The 25,850-nt window shown below is 51.8% G+C and carries 23 protein-coding genes; 14 read left to right on the top strand and 9 right to left on the bottom strand.

Annotated elements, in window-relative coordinates; all coding sequences use genetic code 11:
• Window positions 1-67 precede the first annotated feature (67 nt).
• The 6 genes from F0P93_RS13170 (at window position 68) to F0P93_RS13145 (ending at window position 7,236) form a co-directional block, all read left to right on the top strand.
• Entirely contained in the window at window positions 68-835 is a 768-nt protein-coding gene (locus F0P93_RS13170; protein WP_150876881.1) for an SDR family NAD(P)-dependent oxidoreductase, read from the top strand.
• 11 nt (window positions 836-846) lie between these two features.
• Window positions 847-1,677: a phytanoyl-CoA dioxygenase family protein gene (locus F0P93_RS13165; RefSeq protein ID WP_150876880.1), complete on the top strand. Its 831-nt coding sequence runs from the start codon at window positions 847-849 to the stop codon at window positions 1,675-1,677.
• A 78-nt stretch (window positions 1,678-1,755) separates the two neighbouring features.
• The gene (locus F0P93_RS13160; RefSeq protein ID WP_150876879.1) at window positions 1,756-3,129 is read left to right on the top strand and encodes a sugar porter family MFS transporter; all 1,374 of its coding nucleotides are present in this window, start codon (window positions 1,756-1,758) and stop codon (window positions 3,127-3,129) included.
• A 200-nt stretch (window positions 3,130-3,329) separates the two neighbouring features.
• Window positions 3,330-4,730, top strand: coding sequence for a neutral/alkaline non-lysosomal ceramidase N-terminal domain-containing protein (locus F0P93_RS13155; RefSeq protein ID WP_150876878.1), 1,401 nt, complete (start codon window positions 3,330-3,332; stop codon window positions 4,728-4,730).
• Window positions 4,711-6,276: an SLC5 family protein gene (locus F0P93_RS13150; protein ID WP_150876877.1), complete on the top strand. Its 1,566-nt coding sequence runs from the start codon at window positions 4,711-4,713 to the stop codon at window positions 6,274-6,276. Before F0P93_RS13155 ends, F0P93_RS13150 begins: the two co-directional genes overlap by 20 nt.
• A gap of 81 nt (window positions 6,277-6,357) precedes the next feature.
• Window positions 6,358-7,236: an SMP-30/gluconolactonase/LRE family protein gene (locus F0P93_RS13145; RefSeq protein WP_150876876.1), complete on the top strand. Its 879-nt coding sequence runs from the start codon at window positions 6,358-6,360 to the stop codon at window positions 7,234-7,236.
• A gap of 18 nt (window positions 7,237-7,254) precedes the next feature.
• On the opposite strand, the gene F0P93_RS13140 is transcribed toward F0P93_RS13145, so the two are convergent.
• Both F0P93_RS13140 and F0P93_RS13135 read right to left on the bottom strand, forming a co-directional pair.
• A complete protein-coding gene (locus F0P93_RS13140; protein WP_150876875.1) occupies window positions 7,255-7,911 on the bottom strand; it encodes an NAD(P)-dependent oxidoreductase in 657 nt (218 codons plus the stop codon).
• 83 nt (window positions 7,912-7,994) lie between these two features.
• Window positions 7,995-8,237, bottom strand: coding sequence for a type B 50S ribosomal protein L31 (locus F0P93_RS13135; RefSeq protein ID WP_138994361.1), 243 nt, complete (start codon window positions 8,235-8,237; stop codon window positions 7,995-7,997).
• Between the two features lie 482 nt (window positions 8,238-8,719).
• Between F0P93_RS13135 and F0P93_RS13130 the strand changes: the two genes are divergently transcribed.
• A complete protein-coding gene (locus F0P93_RS13130) occupies window positions 8,720-11,179 on the top strand; it encodes a ribonucleoside-diphosphate reductase subunit alpha (RefSeq protein WP_150876874.1) in 2,460 nt (819 codons plus the stop codon).
• Window positions 11,180-11,712: 533 nt separating this feature from the next.
• On the opposite strand, the gene F0P93_RS13125 is transcribed toward F0P93_RS13130, so the two are convergent.
• Window positions 11,713-12,792, bottom strand: coding sequence for a hypothetical protein (locus F0P93_RS13125; RefSeq protein ID WP_150876873.1), 1,080 nt, complete (start codon window positions 12,790-12,792; stop codon window positions 11,713-11,715).
• Between the two features lie 212 nt (window positions 12,793-13,004).
• On the opposite strand from F0P93_RS13125, the gene F0P93_RS13120 reads away from it, so the two are divergent.
• Window positions 13,005-14,021: a potassium channel family protein gene (locus tag F0P93_RS13120; RefSeq protein WP_150876872.1), complete on the top strand. Its 1,017-nt coding sequence runs from the start codon at window positions 13,005-13,007 to the stop codon at window positions 14,019-14,021.
• A 106-nt stretch (window positions 14,022-14,127) separates the two neighbouring features.
• A complete protein-coding gene (locus F0P93_RS13115) occupies window positions 14,128-14,982 on the top strand; it encodes a DMT family transporter (RefSeq protein WP_150876871.1) in 855 nt (284 codons plus the stop codon).
• On the opposite strand, the gene trxA is transcribed toward F0P93_RS13115, so the two are convergent.
• A complete protein-coding gene (gene trxA, locus F0P93_RS13110; RefSeq protein WP_150876870.1) occupies window positions 14,972-15,298 on the bottom strand; it encodes a thioredoxin in 327 nt (108 codons plus the stop codon). The two genes, F0P93_RS13115 and trxA, sit on opposite strands and share 11 nt — an antisense overlap.
• 865 nt (window positions 15,299-16,163) lie before the next feature.
• Here trxA and F0P93_RS31490 point away from each other — a divergent pair.
• Complete coding sequence (locus F0P93_RS31490; protein ID WP_191908807.1) at window positions 16,164-16,982, top strand: PKD domain-containing protein; 819 nt, start codon at window positions 16,164-16,166, stop codon at window positions 16,980-16,982.
• Between the two features lie 177 nt (window positions 16,983-17,159).
• Here F0P93_RS31490 and F0P93_RS13100 read toward each other — a convergent pair whose 3' ends face one another.
• Window positions 17,160-17,639, bottom strand: a complete 480-nt coding sequence (locus F0P93_RS13100) for a Cif family virulence factor (RefSeq protein WP_150876868.1) — start codon at window positions 17,637-17,639, stop codon at window positions 17,160-17,162.
• 120 nt (window positions 17,640-17,759) lie between these two features.
• On the opposite strand from F0P93_RS13100, the gene F0P93_RS13095 reads away from it, so the two are divergent.
• Window positions 17,760-18,569, top strand: a complete 810-nt coding sequence (locus F0P93_RS13095) for a class I SAM-dependent methyltransferase (protein ID WP_150876867.1) — start codon at window positions 17,760-17,762, stop codon at window positions 18,567-18,569.
• A gap of 94 nt (window positions 18,570-18,663) precedes the next feature.
• Here F0P93_RS13095 and F0P93_RS13090 read toward each other — a convergent pair whose 3' ends face one another.
• The 3 genes from F0P93_RS13090 to F0P93_RS13080 all read right to left on the bottom strand — a co-directional run bounded on the left by F0P93_RS13090 (window position 18,664) and on the right by F0P93_RS13080 (window position 21,719).
• Complete coding sequence (locus F0P93_RS13090; RefSeq protein ID WP_150876866.1) at window positions 18,664-19,581, bottom strand: FKBP-type peptidyl-prolyl cis-trans isomerase; 918 nt, start codon at window positions 19,579-19,581, stop codon at window positions 18,664-18,666.
• 83 nt (window positions 19,582-19,664) lie between these two features.
• Window positions 19,665-20,723, bottom strand: a complete 1,059-nt coding sequence (locus tag F0P93_RS13085) for an MBL fold metallo-hydrolase (protein ID WP_150876865.1) — start codon at window positions 20,721-20,723, stop codon at window positions 19,665-19,667.
• Window positions 20,724-20,735: 12 nt separating this feature from the next.
• Window positions 20,736-21,719, bottom strand: a complete 984-nt coding sequence (locus F0P93_RS13080) for a fasciclin domain-containing protein (RefSeq protein ID WP_191908806.1) — start codon at window positions 21,717-21,719, stop codon at window positions 20,736-20,738.
• A gap of 196 nt (window positions 21,720-21,915) precedes the next feature.
• Between F0P93_RS13080 and F0P93_RS13075 the strand changes: the two genes are divergently transcribed.
• Complete coding sequence (locus tag F0P93_RS13075) at window positions 21,916-22,506, top strand: 3-keto-disaccharide hydrolase (protein ID WP_374756774.1); 591 nt, start codon at window positions 21,916-21,918, stop codon at window positions 22,504-22,506.
• A gap of 112 nt (window positions 22,507-22,618) precedes the next feature.
• On the opposite strand, the gene F0P93_RS13070 is transcribed toward F0P93_RS13075, so the two are convergent.
• Complete coding sequence (locus F0P93_RS13070) at window positions 22,619-23,566, bottom strand: class I SAM-dependent methyltransferase (RefSeq protein WP_150876862.1); 948 nt, start codon at window positions 23,564-23,566, stop codon at window positions 22,619-22,621.
• A gap of 276 nt (window positions 23,567-23,842) precedes the next feature.
• Between F0P93_RS13070 and F0P93_RS13065 the strand changes: the two genes are divergently transcribed.
• Window positions 23,843-24,349 carry a DUF2939 domain-containing protein gene (locus tag F0P93_RS13065; RefSeq protein ID WP_150876861.1) on the top strand — a complete coding sequence of 169 codons (507 nt, stop codon included), beginning with the start codon at window positions 23,843-23,845 and terminating at the stop codon, window positions 24,347-24,349.
• 93 nt (window positions 24,350-24,442) lie between these two features.
• Complete coding sequence (locus F0P93_RS13060; RefSeq protein WP_225309475.1) at window positions 24,443-25,843, top strand: sulfatase family protein; 1,401 nt, start codon at window positions 24,443-24,445, stop codon at window positions 25,841-25,843.
• Window positions 25,844-25,850: the final 7 nt, after the last annotated feature.

The following is a 25,850-nucleotide window of genomic DNA, read 5'->3' as shown; positions in this document are numbered from 1 at the left end:
ACAAAAACAGACAGGGTTAGCCGAATGAAAGCATGACGTTACGTGAAAGATTAAAACCGTAGGCAGCGTGGACAACTTATTTACAAACCGAACCGTCCTGATCAGTGGCGGACTGGGCGACATTGGCCGGGCGACCGTGCTGGAGTTTGCCCGAAACGGGGCCGCCATTGCCATCGGCGACATCGCTCCACCGACGAAGGCGGAAGCATTTCTGGCCGAACTGAAGCAATTTGAGGTAGCCAGCCACTACACGCAGGTCGATGTGACGGACGCCGGTGCCGTGCAGGACTGGGTGCTGGCGGTCGAACATACGCTCGGGGTGGCGGATCTCGTCATTGCCAATGCCGCCACGGTTACACCAGCCGGTATTCACGAGATCACGCCGGAGCAGTGGGCCAACGAACTGAATGTCAATCTGAACGGAGCTTTTTACCTAACCCAAAGTGCCACCGCCCGGTTGCTGGCCCGCCAGCGTCCGGGGCGGGTGGTGTTCGTCGGGAGTTGGGCCGCCCACGCGGTGCATCCCCACATTCCGGCCTACTGCGTTTCCAAAGCCGGTCTCCGGATGCTCTGCCAGTGTCTGGCGCTGGAACTGGCCCCGCACCAGATTCTGGTGAACGAAATCGCGCCCGGCTATGTCAATGCCGGTTTGAGCGCGCGGTTTTGGGAAGAAGACCCGGCATCGAGCGAGGTGGCCCGAAATCAGGTTCCGATCAAAAAACTGATCAGTGCCGAAGCGGTTGCCAGACAGATTGTTCAGCTTTGCCACCCGGATAATGAGCACATGACGGGCAGCACATTGCTGATGGATGGCGGACTTTCCTTATTGACTTAAACCCTACCACTATGGCCTTTAGTCTAACCAATAAACAGGTTGAATCGTATCATGAAAATGGCTATTTGATCATTCCCGGTTTTTTAAACGCCGACGAAGTGGCGAAACTCTACCGGGTTGCCATCGAAGATGAAGCGATCCGAAAAAACAGTTTTGACCTGGACGATAAAGCCGGTAAAAAAACGAAACTGGCACTGTGGTTTACGCCGGGAAACGATGTGTATGGCTTGCTGACCCGCAGCGAACGCATGGTCGATTCGGTGCATAAACTGCTCGACGGAAAGGCCCCGGTTTGTCATTTTCATTCCAAACTGATGCAGAAAGAACCGAAGGTGGGTGGTGCCTGGGAATGGCACCAGGATTACGGCTACTGGTACAAAAACGGTTATTTATTTCCGGATCAGATGATTTCGGTAATGGTGGCCGTGACGGAAGCGACGAAAGAAAACGGCTGTTTGCAGGTCATTAAAAAGTCGCATAAAATGGGCCGGGTCGAACACGGTTTTTCCGGCGAACAGGTCGGGGCTTCCATGCAATACGTCGACTTCGCCTTGCAAACCATGGAACTGGTGTATGTCGAATTAAAACCGGGCGATTTGCTCTTTTTTCACAGCAATATTCTCCACCGGTCAGAAGCCAATCTCTCCGATACCGCCCGCTGGTCGCTCATTTCGGCCTACAACCGGCAGACCAATCCGCCTTACATTACTGAAACACCTTCCAGCATTACGCCTTTGCAAACGGTGCCGGACGATGCTTTACTTCTCCACGATGACGCGTCCGGTATTCTCGAAAATACGACGCAATTTCTGAGCGTAGAAAGTGCCAAGGCAAAGAAGTAAACTCAACAAACGGTTAGGTCTAGTTTGGAGAAAAACGGCGAAAACCATAGACGATAAACCATAAACCAGACACGACAGATGGCTTTGGTACTCACGGCAACCGACGCGTTTGCTTCCGGCGATTTTGCGTATAACAAAGCCTATATCTACCGGATTAATGCGATAGCGGCTTTGGGGGGAATTCTGTTCGGATTTGATACCGCCATCATTTCGGGGACGATTCATTTTTTCAGTCAGCATTTTCAACTGAACGACCTGCAAACCGGCTGGGCGGTGGGTTGCATCAGCGTTGGGGCCGCCATCGGAGCGTTGGTTTCCGGGCGATTGAGCGATCTGGTAGGGCGGAAAAGGATGCTGTTAGTCAGTGCGTTCCTGTTTGCCATCACCGGCGTCGGCACCGGCTGGGCCACGACTTTTCCGGTTTTTGTCGCTTTCCGCATCGCAAGCGGGATCGCCATCGGCTGTGCGGCTCTGGTCTGCCCGATCTACATTGCCGAAATGGCCCCGGCTCCCTGGCGCGGGCGGCTGGTTTCGTTCTATCAACTGGCCGTTACGCTCGGCGTTTTGCTGGCTTATCTTTCCAATTACCTGCTGCTTTATACGGGTGATGATAACTGGCGCTGGATGTTTTCGTCGCAGTCCGTCCCCGCGTTGTTGTTCTTTCTCGGTTTGTTTTTCGTGTCCGAAAGTCCGCGCTGGTTGATGAGTAAAAACCGGGAAAAGGAAGCCCGGATGGTGCTGACCCAGATTGGCGGCAGTGCGTATGCCGAAGCCGAAAGCAAAACCATCCGTGCCAGTTTTTCTGCGATCAGGAAGGAAGATCTCCGTTTTTTATTCCGGAAAGACGTTTTTGTTATTGTTCTGATCGGAATCGTTGTTGCGTTCTTTTCCCAGATTGGCGGGCCGCTCGTCGCCTACGCACCCGAAGTTTTTAAGCAAGTCGGCATCGCCGAAGATTCGGCTTTTCTGCAATCGGTTTTGTTGGGCATTATTCTGTGTGTATTCACCTTTGTCGCGATTGCGACCATCGACAAAGTGGGTCGTAAAAAACTGCTGCTGGTCGGTTCGGCATTGCTGTCGGCTGATATTCTGGCGCTGGCTTTCGCCTTTTATTTCCAGCTTCCCGGCTTTTGGGCGTTACTTTTTATTCTGCTGTTCATTGCCGGTTATGCTGCCACCATCGGTCCGGTTACGTGGGTGATTCTTTCCGAAATCTTTCCCAACCGCATCCGGGGCAGCGCGATGTCGCTGGCAACTCTGTCGTTGTGGATGGCCAACTTTGTCGTAATCGGTTCGTTTCCGGTCATGAAATCGCAGTTTGGAATGCCGCTTACCTTTGGAATCTATGCGGTTTTACTGCTGATTTATTTTGTTTTCATCGTCATCACCGTTCCCGAAACGAAAGGCAAATCGCTGGAAGAAATCGAACGGTTATTAATCCGTAAAACCTGATTATAGTACGAATAATCAAAGGATTACCCACGGTTTTAACCCTGGGATTACGCGAAAAGAAAACCAAATGTGGCAACCGTTTTAACGGTTTCAGGATTTTAAAACCGTTAAAACGGTTGTCGGTAATTCGCAAATCACATTTCTGGCCCCACGGTTGAAACCGTGGGCTGGTAATTATAAAACCATTAACTACCTGGAGAATGGAATCTCAAAAATACCCTGCCTTTAAACAACCGTCGTTCACCGGTTTTATTGGTGTTTCCCAGACGGATATAACCCCGCCGGTGGGCATTTACGCCCGCAACTGGGGAGCCGCCACGCACGAAGCTGCCGAGGGCATTCACCGGCCGCTGATGCTGACCTGCGTGACGTTTCAAACCGCCAGCGAAGCCGAACCGCTCGTGTTGATCGGCGCGGATCTGGGGTGGTGGCGCAGTTCCGACGACGAGCGGTTTTTGCGGAACGGGATTCTGGAAGCCGTGTCGCTCGATCCGTCGCGGCTGATGTTCTGCCTGTCACACACGCACGCCGGGCCGAGTCTCAGCCGCGATGACGCGTCGAAAGAGGGCGGTCACCTCGTGGAACCGTACCTCCGGTTTATTCAGACAAAGGCGATTCAGGCGATTCAAATGGCCTTGTCCAATGCAGAACCGGCCACGCTGACCTGGGGTTATGGGAAATGCAATCTGGCCAGCAACCGCGATTTGCCGGACGCCGATCAAGACCGATTTATCTGCGGTTGGAACCCCGAAAAAAGTGCCGACGATACACTGCTTGTCGGACAAATCGCCAATGAGCAGGGCCAAACGCTGGGAACCCTCGTCAATTACGCCTGCCATCCGACGACGCTGGCCTGGGAAAATCGCCTGATTTCGCCCGACTACATCGGTGCCCTGCGGGAAGTAGTGGAGAAGACCACCGACGCGCCGATGTTGTTCCTGCTGGGCGCTTGCGGAGAGTTGGCACCGCGCGAGCAATACGTCGGTGATGTCGGTATTGCCGATGCCTACGGACGGCAGTTGGGGTATGCGGTTTTGTCTACATTGGAAGCGATTTTACCACCCAAAACACAACTTTCGTTTGCCGGCATCGTTGAATCGGGCGCGCCCCTGGCAGTCTGGAAAAAAGAAGCCTATCAGCCTTCTACGGTTCTTTCGGTTGAGATGATTGAGGTGGAACTGCCCTTAAAACCGCTGCCGTCGCTGGCGGAAATTGAAACGCAATGGGCCGAATGCGAGGATAATGTTCTGAAGGAACGCATCTGGCGAAGACGCGGCATCCGGAAAACCGTCGGCGATGGCGACACCACCCACATGCCGCTTTGGGTCTGGCGGCTGGGCGATTCTGTGCTGGTGGGGCAGCCCAACGAAGCCTATTCTGAATTCCAGCAGCAACTGCGGGCAGAACTGGCCCCGAATGCCGTTGCCGTGATGAACATTGTAAACGGCTCGACCGGTTATTTGCCCCCCGAAAATCTGTATGCCGAAGATATTTATCCCGTCTGGCAATCGCCTTTCGAAAAAGGTTCGCTGGAACTGCTGACCGAAAAAGCCACTCGTATTACCCGTTCATTACTCCAACATGAATCTATCGACGCTTGACCTGATTATTTTTGGCGTTTACATTCTGGGCGTTATTTCATTGGGCATTTATGCCTCCCGCAAGGGCAAACAAACCAAGCGAGATTATTTTCTGGCGGGCGACAAATTGCCCTGGTGGATGATCGGCGGCAGCATCATTGCGTCCAACATCAGCAGTCACCATTTGGTCGGCGCGATGGGCGTGGCCTACAGCCGGGGCTTTGTCGCCATTGCCATGGAGTGGGGGGCCATCCTGATCGGTTTCAACGCCTTGCTCTGGATTTTTCTCCCGTTTTACATCCGCAACGGTTTTTATACGATCCCCGAATTTTTACAAAAGCGGTTCGGCGCGGCCGCCCGAACCACGTACGCAACCCTGATTCTGTTGACGTATGTTTTCGTGGAAATTGCGGCCGTTCTCTATCTGGGGGCCCTTTCCCTGCACTCGCTTTTGGGGATTCCGGTCATTGCCAGCATCCTGGTCTTAGCGGTTTTTACCGGTATCTACACCATCGCGGGCGGTTTACGGGCGGTAATCTGGACCGAAATGCTGCAATTGATCGTCCTCGTACTGGGCGGGGTGGCGCTGACGGTTGCCACGGTCAACGCGGCTGGCGGAATGGATGCCGTCATGGAAACGTCCAAAGACTGGGATCTCATTCTACCCGCCAACGACCCGGATTTTCCGTGGACAATGTACCTGGGTGGCACGTTGTGCATCAGTATTTTCTATTGTGCGACCAACCAGTTTATCGTGCAACGGGTGCTAGCGGCCAAAAACGAGTGGCACGCACGGATGGGCGTCGTCTTCGGTGATTACCTCAAATTTCTCATTCCGATCATCATTACGGTTCCGGCGCTGGTGGCGCCCAAACTGTTCCCGAACCTCGAAAAACCGGATTTGCTCTTTCCCACACTGGTCGAGAATCTGCTCCCGGCGGGCCTGGTCGGGCTGGTGATGGCGGGTCTGATTTCGGCGGTAATGTCGCACCTTTCCGGGGCTATCAACTCCTGCACCACGATTCTGACGGTGGATGTGTACCTGACCTATTTCCGAAAAGACGCGTCGGACGCCCAGGCGGTGCGGTTTGGCCGAATTGCCGGAGCAACGATCATCGTGCTGGGCATTCTCTGCACGGGGTTGTTCATGACCCAGTCCGACAAACCGGTTTTTCTGTATCTGATGAATGCCTACGGGTTGTTCACCCCCGGCATTGCGGTGATGTTCCTGCTCGGTATTCTCTGGAAACGCACCACCCACGCGGGCGCACTAACCGCTGGTATTCTGACCATTCCGCTTTCCATTGCCCTCGAAATGATCTTTCCGACCATGCCGTTTTTCAACCGCACCGGCATCGTTTTCTGGACCTGCATGTTGCTCTGCGTGCTGGTTAGTCTGGTGACTAAACCCAAGCCAGAAGCCGAACTGGTGGGATTGATCTGGAACAAGGAGAGCCTTTCACTGCTCCCCGCCGAACGCGACCAGCAGCGCGGTTTGCGAAATCCTTTTATCTGGTGGGCGATAGTTACCGCGATGGTTCTGTACTTTTACATCCGGTATGCTTAGCCCCCCAACCCCCTAAAGGGGCTTAGTGAAGCCATTTTTAAGCCTCCTTTAGGGGGTTGGGGGCTGCTAAATACAAGTAAAATGAATCAAAACAACTGGGAAACCGTCCTCGATCATTCCTGCCAGTTGGGCGAAGGCCCGGTTTGGGATGCGGAAAAGCAACGCATTTTATGGGTGGATATTCTGCCAGGCGAAATCCATTCCTTCGACCCCGTCAGCGGTGAACACCGTGTTTTTAAAACCGGGCAGATGGTGGGAGCCATTGCCCTTCAACCCACCGGCGATTTGATTGCCGCGCTTCAGCACGGTTTTCATACCATTTCGCTGGAAAATGAAACCGTCATTCCGATTGCCGATCCGGAAGTTCATCTGCCCGGCAACCGGTTTAACGACGGAAAATGCGACCCCGCCGGGCGGTTTTGGGCGGGAACCATGTCGATTACGGACGAACCCGGTGCGGGAGCGTTGTACATGCTGGATCAAAATCATTCGGTTTCGGTCAAGGTCGACAACGTCACCTGTTCCAACGGGCTGGCGTGGAGTCTCGACCACCGCCTGTTGTATTACATCGACTCGCCAACCCGGCAAGTGGTAGCCTACGACTATGACGTACACACCGGTACGATTACCAACAAGCGGGTGGTCATCCAATTTGAGGAAGTAGACGGTTTTCCGGATGGCATGACCATCGACGAAAAAGGCATGCTCTGGATTGCCCTGTGGGACGGCTGGAAGGTGGTTCGCTGCAATCCCAACACCGGCGAACGGCTTCAGCAGATCGGCCTGCCAGCCGCCCGGATTACATCCTGTACGTTCGGGGGCGAGTCGCTGGATGATTTGTACATCACCTCCGCCAAAACCGGTTTAAGCCAGCAGGAACTGGCCGAACAGCCGCTGGCGGGTTATCTGTTCGTGGTTAAAACCACTGGCATCAAAGGCGCAGGTAGCCCGGAACTCTGATTCGTGGGGTACGAGTTCTTACACCTCCGAAATCGTAACCGCTTCTTTGGGATAATCACCGGTTTTGTAAATCTCGACCATAAACCGGGCGACGTTAGAGCGGCTGATGGTCAGATTGGGTTTCGGCTCATTGTTAATCGTAATCCGGACTTGTCTCGGCTTCTTTGAATTCGTCAGCCCGACGGGGCGAACCGCCGTCCAGTCGCTCGGCGAAGCGGCCAATAGCTGTTCCTGACGCTCGTGATCGCGGTAGGCGACGCCCACGTTACTGTAGTTGATGACGAAGCGAAACCAGGCGGGGATGTCCTTTTTGGTTTCATTGACGCCCCAGGCGGTGGTGATAATAATCCGTTTGATGTGCAGTTCGTTGGCGACCTCCAGCACGTTTCGCATCGTGTTGGAGAGAAAATCCTTCGGCGTTCGCAGACTGCTCCACGGAAAATCGGAGGCTCGGGAGATATTGAGGGTACTTAAAACCGCATCGCAGCCGAGCATGGCGAGCCGGAGCGCCGTTCGGTCGAGCTTCTTGCTTTCGAACAGCTTGAGGTTGCGGGAGGTCATTTTCACTTTATCGATATCCCGAACCAGCGCGTGAACGGAAATACCGGCTTTCAACGCCTGATCGAGCAATTCTTTTCCCGTGCGACCCGTGGCACCGAGTATCAATATTTTCATCGTACCGCTAAGTTACGTGTAAAGAAAACAAAAAAGCCGCCATCAGAAGGGTCTGATGACGGCTTTTTCAGGTGTCGATAGGATTACTTCTTACCGTACCGTTTCAGGAATTTATCAACGCGACCCGCAGTGTCGAGCAGAACGTTCTTGCCGGTATAAAACGGGTGTGATTCCGAACTTACTTCGACTTTCACAACCGGGTAGGTGTTGCCTTCGTATTCGATGGTTTCCTTCGTTTGAATGGTCGAGCGACTCAGGAATTTGTGATCGCTGGTCAGATCCCAGAATACGACGTCTCTATATTCCGGATGGATGCCTTTTTTCATGACAATGGTAATATTATAAAATAAATCAGTTCTGGAACGGTCTCACCACCAGCCCAGTTGGAACGGGTCGGTGGATTTAAGGAGTGCAAAGGTAAAGAGTTTCCGACTGGATTCCAACCTCTTCGCTCGCTTTTGTTTGAATCAAAAAAAGTATGTTACTCTTGATTGAATTTTTATTGCTTTTTTGGTAATTTGGGTAACAATTCGGTAACAGTCAGAGTTTTAGCAGCAGGTACATACCGTTCGCTAAATTTAGCCTATCAACTTTTTTAGACCGTATTTCCGGTAGGCTTTCGATAAGTTATTCTGCGTAAGGTCTTAACAGTTTCGTAACACAGCCGCCTGTTTTAATAATTCCAAGTTCGCAGAGCATGAGTGAACATTCCGCTTTGCTTTGTTGTAGTACTGCTTAGTACCTTTAAGCAATCAATCGAGAGGCATCATATCCTATATATCTACTTTACAACATTCCATATCATATTATGTACGTACTCAAGCGTGACGGCCGCAGGGAATCGGTCAAGCTCGACAAAATCACCGCCCGGATCGAAAAACTGTGCTACGGTTTAGACCCGGCCTACGTTCAGCCGATCGAGGTGTCGATGAAGGTGGTGAACGGGATCTACGACGGCGTCAAAACGACGGAACTGGACAATCTGGCGGCTGAGACAGCGGCTTCGATGACCACCCGCCACCCGGATTATGCGATTCTGGCCGCTCGTATGGCGATCTCCAACCTGCACAAAGAAACCAACAAGTCCTTCTCGGGAACCATCAAGCGGCTGTACAACTACGTTGACCCCAAAACCGGTGAAAACGCAGCCCTGATTTCCAAGGAAGTGTACGACGTGGTTCGGAAAAATGCCGCCCTGCTTGACTCTACGATCATTTATGACCGGGATTACGGCTACGATTATTTTGGGTACAAAACGCTCGAAAAATCGTATCTGCTAAAGATGGAAGGCAAAATTGCCGAACGTCCGCAGCACATGCTGATGCGCGTGGCCGTCGGGATTCACATGGCCGACGTCGAAGCGGCTGTTGAAACCTACAACCTGCTGTCGGAAAAGTGGTTTACGCACGCAACCCCGACGCTGTTTAACGCCGGAACGCCCAAACCGCAGATGTCGAGCTGCTTCCTGCTGACGATGAAAGACGACAGCATCGAGGGCATTTACGACACGCTGAAACAAACCGCCAAGATTTCGCAATCGGCGGGCGGTATTGGTCTGAGCATTCACAACATCCGCGCCACGGGTACGTATATTAAAGGAACCAACGGAACGTCGAACGGGATCATTCCGATGCTCCGCGTTTTCAACGATACAGCCCGTTACGTCGATCAGGGCGGTGGAAAGCGCAAAGGTTCTTTTGCGGTTTATCTGGAACCGTGGCATGCCGATGTGTTCGATTTTCTGCAATTGAAGAAAAACCACGGCAAGGATGAAAACCGCGCCCGTGACCTGTTCTACGCTTTGTGGGTACCGGATTTGTTCATGAAACGGGTGGAAGACAACGACGTCTGGTCGCTGATGTGTCCGCACGAATGCCCCGGCCTGGCGGATACCCACGGGGAGGCTTTTGTGGAACTTTACGAACAGTACGAACGCGAAGGCCGGTACCGCAAGCAGGTGAAGGCGCAGGATTTGTGGTACGAAATTCTGGAATCGCAAACCGAAACCGGAACGCCTTACATGCTTTTCAAAGATGCGGCCAATGCCAAATCGAATCAGAAGAACCTGGGCACGATCAAGTCGTCGAATCTCTGCACCGAAATTATCGAGTACACGTCGCCCGATGAAATAGCGGTTTGTAACCTGGCGTCGATCGCGTTGCCGAAGTACATTGTGAAAGGCGCTGACGGCATTTTGCGTTTCGATCACCAGAAACTGTACGACATCACGCGGGTTGCGACCAAGAACCTCAACAAAATCATCGATATCAACTATTATCCGGTTGAGGAAGCCCGTCGGTCGAACATGCGCCACCGCCCCATCGGGTTGGGCGTTCAGGGGCTGGCCGATGCGTTCATCATGCTGCGGATGCCGTTCGAATCGGAGGAAGCGAAGCAGTTGAACAAGGATATTTTCGAGACGATTTACTTTGCCGCCATGACGGCGTCGATGGACCTGGCGAAAGTGAACGGTCCGTACGAAACCTGGAAAGGCTCGCCGATTTCGCAGGGCATCTTCCAGTTCGATATGTGGGGCGTTACGCCGGATTCGGGTCGCTGGGATTGGGAGTCGCTGCGCAAGGAAGTGGTTCAGCACGGGGTTCGGAACTCGCTGCTGCTGGCGCCGATGCCAACGGCTTCGACCAGCCAGATTCTGGGCAACAACGAGTGTTTCGAACCGTTTACGTCCAACATTTACGTCCGTCGCGTGCTGTCGGGTGAGTTCGTGGTGGTCAACAAGTATTTGCTGCGCGACCTCGTGAAACTCGGCATGTGGAACGACCGGATGAAAAACATGCTGATTGCCGCCAACGGTTCGGTGCAGAACATTCCGGGTATTCCGCAGAACATCAAGGATCTGTACAAAACCGTTTGGGAGATCAAGCAGAAAACCGTCATCGACATGGCCGCTGACCGGGGTGCGTTCATCTGCCAGTCGCAGTCGTTGAACATTCACATGGTGGATGCCAACTTCGGCAAGCTGACGTCGATGCACTTCCACGCCTGGAAGCGCGGATTGAAAACCGGGATGTATTACCTCCGCACGAAAGCCGCTGCCGACGCCATCCAGTTTACGGTGGAGAAGCAGGCCGAGTCGCAACTGGAGCCGGTGTTGGCCGAAACGATGGAAAAACCGTTGAACTACGAAAAATACGCCCAGGAAGGAGCAGCCGCTCATCCGCAACTGGTCAGCGACGCCGAAACCGCCTATGCCGCGATGGTGTGTTCGATTGACAACAAGGATGATTGTGAGGCTTGTGGGAGTTGAGAATCCGATTTTCCTAAAGTAATGAAAGCCGGTCCTAACAACGTTTGGGACCGGCTTTCATTTTTTCACTTATTAACTAAACAACCGGAGATTGCAGTTTTGCGTTAGCTTAGCAAATTGAAGGCAGAGACGATCATGAAAACTGCGGCCAAATCCAGTAGAGCCCTGCCAGGAAAACCGAAACCAAAATCCAACCTGAAATTGGCGATAGGAAAGTACAAAGGTGTCATTGTCGAGAAAGCTGACTGCTGGGATGGGATTTGAAGAAGACAGTTTTTAATTGATATGTCTAATTTACGCTAAATCAGGCTTAATCGTAGCCGTTTAAGCGTAACTGTCGATAGCCCACGGTTTTAACCGTGGGGCAAGGAGAAAATCCATGATTCATGAAACCGTTTCAACGGTTTGGCCGTCCAAAACCGTTAAAACGGTTTCCATTTTTCAGCCTTCCTTCCCGAAACCCACGATTGAAATCGTGGGCTGATCTGTTGGACTTGGCGAACCTATTACCGTATTCCATAAAATCGGCCCCCTTATTTCTTATGACTCGCCAGCCACTGGTCCACGGTACCGGTGATCGAAAACCGGACGTCTTTAAACCGCTCGGGCTTGGGCGTATTCAGGGCTTGCTGGAGCTTGACGATGCTGGGGTAAAAATCAGCGCTCCGGTTCAGGAATTGCCCGTCGAGGGCGCGCAGAAGCTGGTCGATGCCGTACATATCGAAGCTCCAGTGCTGGAGGTTGTTGCTGTCTTTGATGTCCGCCCGAATGTCGGCCGATAGCCGACTGATGCTCGCGTTCAGGGGACCGACAAACTGCTCGGGATGCTCCACTGCGTTGCCATCCAGAAAATAATAGACCTCCTTATACCGCCACTCACTCTGAAGCAACGCAATCATCTCGGCTTCCCAGTTTGGGTGCGCTTTGATCTTGGCCAAAGCGGCCTGCTTGACGTCGTCGGACTGATACCGGCCGGAATACCCCAGCAGGTTGACAATCGGATCGTCGACTTTCTGAGCCGCAATCGTCTCCAGATTTTCCCGGTGAATTCGGTCTTCCTGCTCAGCTCGCTGGGCCATTTCGACCTCCGCCGACCGGGCAGATTCGCGAAAGTATCCCACCAGCAAACCGCCGGAAAATACAGTACTAAGGCCCATGGCTACCCAAAAGGAACCTTTGAGAGCGGTGAGCGGAACCAGCGGGGGGCCAGCAGAATGGAGTGAGAGCAAACACGGGATCAGCCAGAGCAACGGGATCCAGAACTGTCCCTGCCGGACGGCCAACCCGTGCAAAAAAGCGGGGTAAAGCGTATCGCTGTGCCACTCCCATTTAAACAGGGCACAAAAAAACGTGGTCAACGCCACCACCAGCCAGGCAGAAAAAACAAGGAGGTTACGTGTGCTGCCATTTTGGGCAACCCAATCAAAACCGCCCCGGACGTTTAGCGCAATCGTTAGAATCAAACTGGTGACGACAAAACCGGCTCCCAAAAAGAACAGGCCCAGCCCGTAACCCATGGCGTTTTCGCCAACCAGCGACGGTTTGGAGGCCGTAAACAAGGTCAGGCCGATAAAGAATACGGTCGTAAGGACCGCAAAGAGGTAGGCAAGCATGGTGGTTTCAAGGTTACGGGGATGGGGCGAAATATAGCGGTTTAGGTGGAAATCTTAAAAAAAATGTTGCCTGATGCCATGGCCACTTGTTAGGTGACTGTATTGTTGGTAATAGTTACTTTTGTCAAAATATAATATTCTAAAATAGATTTTAATGCTATTGATATTCTGTTGAAATTAGTAATTTTGGAATTATCTATTTTTTGGCTAGCATGTTCAACGGCCGTCAGCGGTATTCCCTTCTCTTCCCCTTTCTGATCATCGTTGCCATTTCGTTCATGGGGATTGGCGGGTATATGTACATCGAAGAGTACAACTTCATCGACGCCCTGTACATGACCGTCATTTCGATTACCACGGTGGGCTACACGGAGGTGAAACCGTTGTCGCCCAATGGCCGGCTTTTTACGGTTTTGCTGCTGATTTCCAGCTTTACCACATTCGCCTATGCCCTGGCACTTATTACGCAATACGTCGCCAGTGGCGAATTGATCAACTATTTTAGACAACGGAAAATGGTCAAACAGATTGATGAACTCACCAACCATGTGATTCTCTGCGGGCTGGGGCGAAACGGGCAGGAAGCGGCTATCACGCTGCGTCAGAACAAAGTGCCGTTTGTCGTGATCGAGCAAAACGAAGAGCGCGTCCGGTCGTATATGGCCAAAAACGCATCGCTGCTGTATCTGATCGGCAATGCCACGGAAGATGAAACGCTCCAGAAAGCTGGCATCGACCGGGCAAAGGCCTTGCTGACTGCCCTGCCCACCGACGCTGATAACGTTTTTATCGTGCTGAGCGCCCGGAGCCTGAATGAGAAACTGACCATCATCAGCCGGGCATCGCAGCACTCGGCGCTGAATAAACTGCGGAAAGCCGGGGCCAACAAGGTCGTGATGCCGGATAAAATCGGGGGCGCCCACATGGCCAGTATCGTGAGCCGCCCCGACGTGATGGATTTCTTGGAATACCTGACAGGCTACGCCGAAAGCGGATCCATTGTCGACGTGATGGAAATTGGCACGTTATCAAAGGATTATGAGGGCGTTCCGCTCCGGCAACTCATCGATGACCACCTGGCCGAAGGCATCGTTATCGCCATCAAAACCACCACCGATTACCTCATTACACCCAGCCCCAGTCTGCTCCTCGAACGGACGATGAAGTTGTTTTTCCTCCATAAAATCAACGTTCGGAATGCTTCGATGGAAGTGGTGCAGAAAGCCTGACTAATGACGGTTTTTAGAGAATAGGCAGCCAGGACAGCCAGTTCGATTGCCGGAGCGGAATCCGCTGACTACCTTTGCCAGTCCTCTGAAATTATCACAATCGGTAATGTCTTCCCGCCTGAGTCTGATTATCGGCATTCTGTGCATCAGTATTTTCCCGGTTCTCATCCGGGCTACGCCGATTTCCGGCATCAGCGATGCGTTCTATCGCATGAGCATTGCCACGGTGCTGATCTGGCCTTACGTACTTTTAAATGGAAACTGGCAGGCTAAAACGCTGCGCTACTGGAAACCCATTCTGGTGTGCGGACTGTTTTTTGCGTCCGATATCGTCGTCTGGAACCTCTCCATTCAGGAATCGACCGCCACACAGGCGAGTTTGCTCACCAACCTGTCGCCCATCTGGGTGGGAATCGGCACGTTCCTGTTTTTTCCCGATAAACCAACGAAATATTTCTGGATCGGTACGGCCACGGCGCTGGTCGGACTCGTTCTTTTGATGGGCGTTGAAGTGTTTCTGACCATGCAGTTCGACCGCGCGTTTTTTCTGGCCGTTCTGTCGGGGCTGTTTTATGCCGGGTACATTGTCGTCAGCAAGACGGTTTTGGATAAAGTTCCGATTCTGAACTTTATGGCTTCGAGCATGACGGTGTCGAGCCTGTATCTGGTGCTGTTGTGCGTCGGGTTGGGCGAACCGCTGTGGGGTTTCGAACCCCGGATTTGGGGCTCTCTAGTGGTTCAGGCGGTGGTTTGCCAGCTTTTGGGCTGGATTGCGGTCAGCCATGCGCTCCAGAAAATCGATGCGCAACGGGTGTCGCTGAGTCTGCTCAGCCAGGCTATCGTGACCGGTTTTCTAGCCTGGCTGTTTATCGACGAAAAAATAACGGTTCAGATGGTTCTGGGCGGAATCATCATTTTGCTGGGCATTGCCATCACCTTCCGGCGGCCGGTTAACCCGTAACCTGCCGCACCATCGCTTCCAGCTTCTGAAGTGGCAGCACCCCCGATTGCCGCCAGATGATTTTTCCCTTGTGAAATAAGATCATCGTCGGAACGCTCTGAATCTGGTAGGTGCCGGAAGCCCAGCGGCTTTTGTCGACATCCACTTTGATGATGCGCAGTTTGTCGCCGGTTCGTTCGGCGAGTTGCTTCAGCGTGGGGGCCAATACTTTACAAGGCCCGCACCAGTCGGCGTAAAAATCGACCAGCACGGGCTTGTCGCCCCGGATAATATCATGAAAGGATTCGTTTTGTGTCGTGTTTGCTGCGTTGCTCATACCCATTGCCGGGCAAAAGAGACACCGGCAAAGGCATAACAACGCGATTCGTCAGGAAGTTTTCGGATCAGGATAAAGCTTCGGGCATCGTCGGAAACGAGACAATCGCGTATAGTATAGCGTTAATGTTTCCTATTTGTAGATTTGGGTTGCAAATTTATTCCGGTTTATCCCGCATTGTCCCCCTTACTTGCATCCCCATCGGGTTCGTCAGGCCCGTCAGGCTCTATAATTGACCATTCGGGGAATCGTGGATGGAAATTTCGATAGATTCGTTTTCTATCCTTTGTTGTGCATCCATTTTCCCTGTTTTGTTAACTATATGTTTATTTCTGCCACGATCTCCGGAGTCGTTCGTAAGAGGATTCCTAATTTGCTTGTCGGCCGCCTGTGTCTACTTTTCATAGCTCTGCTTACCGGTTGGTGCCTACCCAATTTCGGGCACGCGCAACCCCTGGTCTGTAGCCAATGCAATTCCGGCGATGTTACGTTTGACTGGATATACGTCGGTAGCCCATCCGGAGGTCCGTTGTCAAATACCTGCACGGTAGGAGCTACTGTGTCGGCTAATCTATGTGTAGAATTTGAAGTCGTCTCGAATACGCGGTACGGATTTTACCTTGCCCTGCAATACACGGTTAATTCCGTTCCCTACAGCTTCACACAATGCTATTCGGAAACTTTGAATCAGGGCGTGTTTACCAAGTGTATACCCATTACTTACCACTGTGGTGACCCGGTAATGGTGAACACCGTTTTGATTGCGTGGGGAAACCAGCAAAGAGATTTAACTTCGTTTTGTTTGCCTAATAACCTGACTTGCTCGGATTTTAATCCAAAGTGTTTCAGCGAGGTTGTTCCGGCCGTGGAAGCTCCCCTGATCGGCAATTTCGCCAACGCCCCTTCCTGCCAGGGAACGAATCCGTTTCAGACCGTAGCCTACAGCGGAACCGCAACCGGAGGTGCTGGTCCTTATACCTATGACTGGGATCTGGACGGAAATGGGACATTTGAGATTCTAAACCAGCGAACCCCAACCCGTCTTTATACTGGCAGTACCTCTGTCAGCGTAACCATGCGGGTGACCGACAGCGGAAATCCCGTTAAAACAGATTTGCAGACGTTTTCGATCGTTCCCGGAGCCTGTGTGGTACTTCCGGTGAACCTGACCCGATTTGAGGTGAGCGAAAAAGACCGAAAAGCTGTGTTAACGTGGGAAACCACGCAGGAAAAAGACAATGCCTACTTTCTGGTTGAATACAGCCTTGATGGGAAATCATTTGAAGCACTGGGCCGGGTGGAGGGTCATACTACAACTGAAAGCACGCATCGGTACGCGTATGTTCACGAAACGCCCCCGGTTGGCACTACCTATTACCGGTTGCGGCAAACGGATCTGGACGGCCAGTTTACATACTCTAAAATCAAGAGCGTTAGCATTCGCGCCAACGGAAAAATGGCTATTCAGCCGAATCCGGTTCGTGATTTTCTGATCCTTTCGGGTTTGGAGAAAGGCGCAGCGGTTTATGTGACCAACCTCAACGGACTCACTCTCTATCAGACGGTTGCTGAAACGGGATCGTTAAAATGGTCCGTTCCGAAAACGTGGGAGAATGGTCTCTATTTACTCCAGGTAGCTGATCGGTACGGACGGCAAACGTTCCGGTTTCTGCTGGAGCGATAATCGGGCAAATGTCGCCAGTCGGGGCGGACTCGTTGAGACCGAAATAAACTTTGTACGATCCGCTACACCTGGCACAAAGTTTATTTCGGCATCTACGAACGAAATCGCGGGTTAGTTGGATTAGCCGCTGTCCGGGCTGTCGTACCGGTTTGGCTTTCCAAAAAAGATCGATTCTGATTATTTACCGGATTGGGCCGTTTGGTTGTTCAGATTTGTGAGCGCACAGACGTGAATGATCTTCCATTTTCCACCGATTTTTTCAACCACCCGGGATTCTTTCGAGGTGGTTTTGCCGTGGCTGTCGATCAGCATCTGGTCATACCACACAAAGGCCATTTTTCCGTTCTGATGAATCTCGTAGTTTGTGTTGTAGATGGACACGCTGTCGGCCGGTCTGGAGCTGTTAAACTGGCTCTTGAACTGCTTTTCCATGTTGTCCCACCCTTTGATCAGGGTAAAATCTCCGCCGTATAAATTAGCCGCAAAATAGATGTAAGGGGTGTGTGCCCAGCAATCCGCCCATTTTTCTTTGTCTCTCTTAAAGAAACCCTCCGTCTCATCGTAAAGAACCTTTTTGATGGCCACCTGATCGTTCTGCCCCCATCCGGGAAGAACCGTGCCAGCCATGACGACGCATAAAATCAGAAGCTTTTTCATGATCGTATCGGGGAATGGTGTAGGATGAAGGTATGGACTTTTATTGCAATAATCAAGTATTATTTTGTATTTTATCTGTTCATGTGGGTACAATAAAAACCAATCCGTACTTTCGAGCCTATGTCAAACCAAACTGCTACCAGCCGGGCTGAAATGCCAAAGGCTGCCAACCCGATTCTGGATCGAAGAACCGTTGAAAACGCCAACCGGAATTTGTTGAAACACCTGAAACCGGGTCTGTCGGTGCTGGATATGGGCTGCGGTTCCGGAGCCATCACGCGCGGGATAGCCGAGCGGGTGGGGCCGCAGGGACGCGTGGTGGGCATTGACCCCAGCGAAACCCTGCTTTTACAGGCTCGCCAACAGGCTGGCGAATTGCCCCAACTCACGTTTCAAACGGCGGATGTGTACGATTTTGAAACCGACGAACAGTTCGATTTGGTCACCTGCGCCCGTGTGCTGCAATGGCTGGCTCGCCCGGAAGAGGCCCTGGCCCGACTGGCAAAACGGGTGAAACCGGGCGGTGTGTTGGCCGTACTGGACTATAATCACGAGAAGGTGGAATGGAGGCCCGAACCGCCCGAAACCATGAAGAAATTCTACGGGGCGTTTCTGAAATGGCGGCAGGAAGCCGGTTTCGACAATGCCATTGCCGATCATCTGAAAGACCAGTTTCTGCGGATCGGTTTCGAAAAAATAACGATTGAACCCCAGTTTGAAACCAGCCAAAAAAGCGATCCGACTTTCGGAGAAACCAGCCGCATCTGGTCGGAAGTGGCCCACCTTCGGGGACCACAACTGGTGAGAGACGGGTATATTTCGGAAGAAGACCGGACGGCCGCCATCGAAGACTACGATCGGTGGATTGCCACAACCGGCGAATCCATGCAGTTGTATTTACTGGCGGTTGAAGGGCAGAAGAACGGGTAAAACCGGTATTCGGTTTACGGTGGCTGACGCATTAAATGGCATAAGCGTGCGTCAGCGACCGTAAACCGTAAACTGAACACCATAAACCGTCAATTTACTTGGCCGATTTAACGGTTATTTCAAAAGCCAGTGGCGCATAGGGAGGGACGACGTAATAGCCTTTGGAATCAGAGCTACCCTGCGCACCATAACCGATTCCGGACGGGAAAACCAGCAAGGCTTTGTCGCCTACGGTGAGTTGAGAAATCCCTTTGTCGAAACCAACGATGTATTGTCCGGAACCCAGTTTGATGCTTAAGGAGTCACTTTTATCAAAAGGCGTAGTTCCTCGCAGTGAATTAGCGGTATAAGCAACGGTAACGGTTTGCCCGGCGGTGATGGGCGCCCCCGTTCCTTTGGAAAGGCGGTATATCCGAACGCTATCCGTGCCTTGAGCTAATACGGTAGCATCTGGACGAGGCAATTTTTTGAGCGTAGCATAATCATTCATTTGCTCCAGCTCGGTCCGCGACCGATTCAAGGTGACGTCAAAAATAACCGCACTGTATTCCGGCATTTTATTTTCGCGGGTATTACTGCCAAAGGCCAGATTGTTCGGCATATAAAACCGGCCTCGCTGCCCTTCTTTCATCAACAAAAACCCTTCTTCCAGACCTGGAACAACCACACCCGCCAGAAAAGGAATATAAGCCGGTTTGGTTCGGTTAGCGCTATCTACCAAAACCGCCTTTTTCGTGGTCGGATCGATGTAGGACAGCGTATAGGTAAACTCCAGTTCTTCGTTTGGCTTCGTCGCTTTGGCGTTCGAAGTGGTTGGTGTAATGATGTAATACAGCCCCGAAAGCGTAGGTGTTACCTGATCCTGTAACTGGTTTGTCGTCAAATAATCCTTGATCTGCTGGATGTTCTGTTCCACCGTTCCGGCACTCGGATCGTCGAGTTTATTCATACAGGAAACCAGTCCGACCGCCAGAGACAAGGCAATAAGCGCACTCAGATGTTTAGAATTCATGCTCGCAATTAAAATTGAATTGATAAGGTGTAACTGTACCAATGACCCCACCTTTTGAAAAACCGTTGCAACGGTTGGCAAAATTACGGTACCAACCGCCCTTCACCCTCCCGTAACGTCCAAAAATGCGTGGTTAGCTCAGGTCTGGTTTTCAGGGTTTTATGCAATTCTTCGACGGGCTCGTTCTCCCCGTCATCGGCCAGCGGAAATGTGCCGTAATGAATGGCTACGCTCTGTTGCGAACGGATGTCGTCGTGGATCCGGACGGCCTCGGCGGGCGAACAGTGGATGGGCGACATAAACCACGTTGGCCGGAAGGCACCAATTGGAATCAACGCAAGCCGGATGGGACCTAACTGCTCCCCGATTTTCCTGAAAAATGGACCGTAGCCCGTATCGCCGACAAAATACAACTTCCCGGCGGCCCGGCTATCGATCAGAAAACCGCACCAGAGCGTGGCGTCACGATCGAACATGCCCCGCCCGGAGAAATGCTGTGCCGGAACGCAGTGGATCGTGGTGCTGCCGTTGTAGGCCAGCGAGTCGTTCCAGTCCATTTCGGTTACGTTTTGGCAACCCTTTTCTTCCAGAAAAGCTTTCACACCCAGCGGACAATAGACTTTGGGCTGATCGCGCCGGCAAAGTTTCTGAACCGTCTCAATGTCCAGATGATCCCAGTGATTGTGACTCAGCAGCAGAATGTCAATTTTGGGAATGTCTTCGAAACGAAGGCCGGGCGGACGGTTTCGCGCCGGACCCACCCACTGAAAGGGGCTGGTGCGTTCGTACCAAACCGGGTCCGTCAGCACGTTCAGGCTGTCGAACTGGAGCAAAACCGTCGAGTGATTGACAAATGTGATGCGCACCGGAGAGCCGCCAACGCGGCCGGGTGGGGGAGGACCCGGCGGTTCATTACGGAAAGCCCCCCACGGTTTTTTGTCGCTGCCCGACAACATCCACTCGAGGGCTTCCATTAAGCCTTTGGCTTTCGCACCGTTGTAATTATGGAATTGTTTCCCATCGAAATGGTCGGTGACCGGCCCCTTGTAACCGGGTGCGGAAATCAAATAACCAATCGTGAGAAGAATGGCGACGGCAACGACGATAAAGACCAGTAAACCCAGCAGAATTTTCGGAACCATACGGCGGGCAGATTACAGCAACACCTTGTCGATCTTGTGAACAACGCCGTTAGTCGCGGTCATGTTGGCGCGGGTCACCGTGGCCGGCGACGTCAGGCCTTTGCTCTTCACGGTCACCGTCGTGCCAGTCGCGGTCACCGTCAGTTTGCCGGTGCTGTACGCCGTCACCTCACCCGTGGTCAGATCATTGGAATAGAGACGACCCGCTACGACGTGGTTGGCCAGAAGGGCGGTCAGGGCTGTTACCGGCACTTTATTGATCGTATCGGCCGTGCTGAGTTTCAACGCCCGAAACGCGTTGTTGGTGGGTGCAAAGGTGGTGTAAGGCTGCGTCCCGGTCAAAACGGCCGCCAGCGTTGGGTTGACGGTGGCAATCCGCAGAGCGGCAACCCCCAGCAACGACAGACTGGTGTCGGCCTGAACCACACCCACCAGACTGCCTCCGCTGCCGGTTGGTGGTGGCAACAGAATGCGGTCGATGACGTGCATGATGCCGTTTGCGGCCTTTACGTCGGGCGTGATCACTTTGGCGCCGTTGATGAATAAACCGCTGGTGCCGTTGGTAACGTAGGCGACAACCGCCTGGTTGTTAATGCTCAATGAGGTTTGAACCGCCTTATTCTTTTCCATCGGAAAACCGGAGGAGGCCACGGCGGCTTTCAGAACGTGGTATTGCAGAATGCCGGTCAACTGTTCTTTGGTTAGGGCCGTCAGTGAAGTCGCATCCGCAACCCCCGAAGCCCGGAAAGCCGCGTCGTTGGGGGCAAAAACCGTCAGGTTTGGGTTCTTGAACGCGTCGAGCTGACCCGCCTGGAGAATAGCCGCTTCCAGAATGGTGAAGTCGCTGCTTTCAACGATCAGATCAGCAACGGTTTTGGGCTGGGCGGATGCGGTGTCTTCTTCTTTGTCACAACTGGTCGTAAACGTAAAAAGAGCGGCTAAAACCGCCAGTAGCAAGGCCCGGGACCGGGGTGTGGACGAACGTGTTTTTTTCATGGAAAAGCGATGGATAAATAAGATTAAGTGGATAATCAGGTCGGACAGACGCATCGGCTTGCTATCTTTATGCCGGTACAGTTCAAAACGAAACCGATAGTATGTTTATTAGACAAAACCAACCGGTTACAACTACGTTACAAAACTACCAAATCCTTTGTTAAACTTACTTTTTTGATAACCCATGAAAGAAAAAATGCTCGTATTGGTTCTCCTGGTTGTGGTGTCGGTTGGTTTTATGGCACCAACCAAAAAAGTCCGGCTATTCAACGGAAAAGATTTGACGGGCTGGAAAATCTACGGTACCGAAAAATGGTATGTGGCGGATGGTGAACTGGTCTGCGAAAGCGGCCCCGACAAAGGCTACGGGTATCTGGCGACCGATCAATTTTATAAAAACTTTGACCTGTCGCTGGAATTCAAACAGGAAGCCAACGGCAACAGTGGCGTTTTCATCCGGTCGACGGTGGAAGGAACGAAAGTGAGCGGCTGGCAGGTCGAGGTGGCGCCCCCGAACCACGATACGGGCGGTATTTACGAATCCTATGGCCGGGGCTGGCTGATCCAGATTCCCGACGAGAAAGAGAACATCCTGAAGCCGGAGCAGTGGAACAAACTGCGGATTCGGGCCGAGGGCGACCGCGTGCAGACCTGGCTCAACGGGAAGGAAATGGTCGATATTAAAGACGAAAAAATCGGGAAAGGCGAAGGCGGAGTGGCCTTGCAGATCCACGATGGGGGTGGTATTAAAGTGCGCTGGAAAAACCTGGAACTGAAACCGCTGTAAACGAAGGAACGACCACGTTGTCACTTGCTTACAGCAAGTGACAACGTGAAAAAGGTTTTGAATCAGCTATTTTGTAGGGTTGCAATCGCTTGTCTGATGCGTATACATCTCTTTAATTTTTAATGATAAAAGCGGCCTGATCACCTTTATTTTCTTTGTTTAATTGCCGGGCGAGCCTTTTGTATTTTTCTTTTTTTAATTTTCTGTCTAAATAACTTGAATATAGGCTTTTTGAGTCCTCGTAAAGCCCGATGTTATTTTTATATTTTTCGCTGTTTGTAAATTGCGCATGGGTAGAATCATATATAATATCTTCTAGTTTCAGCCCCGTCTTTGAAATTAGAAATTTCATGCTCTCTAGCGAATGGAGAAATAAATGTCTGGGCGCATCCAGTTGAAACCAGTCTGTTCCGTAATGTTCCCAGGCGTATGAAGTAACCGTTGGAATCCGGATGACACAAATTCCACCGGGTTTTAACAAGTTGGAAACTGCCAGTAAATGTTCTAAAGGATCCGGAACATGCTCAAAAGAATGGTTATAAAGGATAATATCCCATTTTCCGGTAACCGTATAGATTTGATTTTTAATAACTTTATACCCGTTTGGATAGACAATAGTTTCCTTTATAAAGGGATCTACGCCTTGCACCCGCTTCATTCCTAATTCGTATAAGGGGTATAGAAAAGCCCCCTCACCACTGCCCACATCCAGTATTTTAGACTGCATGGTCAGCGACAAAGAACCCAGTATGTCGTATTGCTTTGCCTGAAAGAACCCGTTTAGAAAGCCTGAAGAAGCGGTTTTTGGGAATAAAGATGCTTTATATTTGTACTTCCTGATGGTGCCTTTTATTCCTCCGAATATATCCTTTTCAGGAGACTCGAATCCGTTGTAACCTTCGGGATAATATTTCGATAAATTGCCGGGAATGTCTTCTATTTGTAAACAATGGCATTGGCCGCACTGGAAGTAGGTAAATTCTTCTCGTGTGCCAAGCATCATTTCTTTTGCTTTGAAATATTTTTTTTCCTTTTCACTTCCGCAGATACGACACTTCATACGATACTTTCAATAAAACTGCGTTTATAACTTTATTACAGTTTTAAAATTAGTTTAAAACCCGGTTTCAGAATCTAAACAGTCTCTTTGCTTTTGACGAAGATAGTGAACAATCTGGGGAGTATGTACAATTAAGGGTAAATAACAGCCATACGGGTTATTTTAGGCGAAGTATACCTGGCGGTTATTGCTCCGCTCACGGACAACCTGTGGCCGCGAAACAACGCTTTGGGTCGTATTGTACTTCTTGTAGCTTTACAAAAAAATAAACCCGTCATGAAACCGCGTCACTACATTGCCATCACCGTCCTTGCCGTTCTGGGCATCATCTGGGTGGGGCCTTACTATACGGTTTATCAACTCAAAACGGGTGTGAAGGCCAACGATGCGGAAGCGATTGCTGATCAGGTGGACTTTACCCGGTTGCGCCAGAATCTCAAAGATCAGCTCAACGCACAGGCTGCCAATGCCGTCAACGACCCTAACAACAGCCCGGCTACAGCCATGGTGAAAGGATTGACCGGCCTCTTTGCCGGAGCGGTAGTTGACCGGATGGTAACACCGGTTGGCCTGGCGACGATGATGCGGGGGCAAAAAGTGAATCCCCTGAAGAAATCCACCGGGGGAACGACCGAACCGTTCGGTAAAGTGCGCTTTCGGTTCAATTCCTTCAATACGTTTTCGGCCTATGTTCCCCACAAAGACGGGAATGAAATTCGTTTTGTGCTCACACGCGACTGGTTCGACTGGAAGCTGACCAATGTGATTCTGCCGCTGGAGTAAGGCGGTTTTACCAACTCGCGGCTGACCCATTCCGGTCTCCGGCCTGCGCTATTCCGTACCGTGAAATTTCTGAAAAATCTAAAAACAGCGTCTATGATGACTTCCCGGAATCGACTTTTACTCGGTTTGATCCTACTTAGCAGCGGTTGGCTGGGGCTCGCCGTAACGCCCTCCCCGGTGGCTACCAAACCCAACGTAATCATCATCATGGCCGATGACCTGGACAGTCGGCAGTTGAGTTGTTACGGCGGGAAAAACCTGAAGACGACCCACATCGATGCGCTGGCGAATGAAGGCTTGAAATTCAATCACATCTACGCGTCCGAAGCCATGTGTGTGCCGACGCGGGCCTCGCTCTTTACGGGTTTGTATCCGGTGCGGCACGGATCATTCCAAAACCACAAGCCGGTTTATGATACCCTGAAAAGCGTTGGCCATTACCTGGCGGATCTGGGGTATCGCGTTGGGCTAACGGGCAAAGATCACAGCACCAAACCCAAAACCGTTTTTCCGTTCGAGATCATCACCGGTTTTGAACCCAACTGCGTGGCCCCGACGGACGACTACCAGTTGAATGATGTCCGGAAATTCATCACCCGCACGAACCAGCCGTATTGCCTGTTTGTCATGAGCATCAATCCGCATACCCCCTGGACGGTGGGCGATACCACCGAGTTCGATGCGGATAAATTGATTCTGCCCGCCAATTGGATCGATACGCCGGTCACGCGCCGACAATTTGTCAAATACCTGGCTGAAGTCCGGCGGCTGGACGAGCAGGTGGGCGAAATTACCCGCTTGTTGAAAGAAACCGGTCAGGACAAGAACACCATCGTCGTGTTTCTGGGCGAACAGGGTGCACAGTTCCCGGGTGCGAAATGGAACCTGTGGGATGTGGGACAGAAAAGTTCGATGGTGGTCAAATGGCCCGGAACCGTCAAACCCCGAACTGAAACCGACGCGCTGGTTCAATACGAAGACATTACCCCAACCCTTGTGGATATTGCGGGGGGCAAACCCATCGCCGGGCTGGACGGCAAAAGCTTTCTGCCGGTTTTGCTGGGAAAAAGTTCGACCGCGCGACCGTATGCCTACGGAATCCACAACAACATTCCCGAAGGAAATCCCTATCCGATCCGCAGCATCCGCGACACCCGCTACAAGCTGATTCTGAACCTGACACCCGATGAAGAATATTACAACCGGTTTATGATGAACGCGAAGCAAAAAGACCGCAATTCGGTCTGGTTCTCCTGGATCGACCAGGCACCGAACGATCCGAATGCCAAGCGGATCACGGACCGGGTTGTGAAACGGCCCGCCATCGAATTTTACGATACCCAGAAAGACCCCTGGGAGCTTACCAATCTGGCAACGGACCCGACTCACCAAAACCGGATCAGACAATACCGGCAGAAGCTGGAAACCTGGATGAAACAACAGGGGGATGCCGGAGCCGCACTCGACATCGTTTATGCTAAAAAGAAGGAATAACCGGCCA

Origin of the sequence: Larkinella humicola (assembly GCF_008727875.1) — a bacterium.
GTDB lineage: Bacteria > Bacteroidota > Bacteroidia > Cytophagales > Spirosomataceae > Larkinella > Larkinella humicola.
This window is presented reverse-complemented; position numbering and strand designations above follow the sequence as displayed.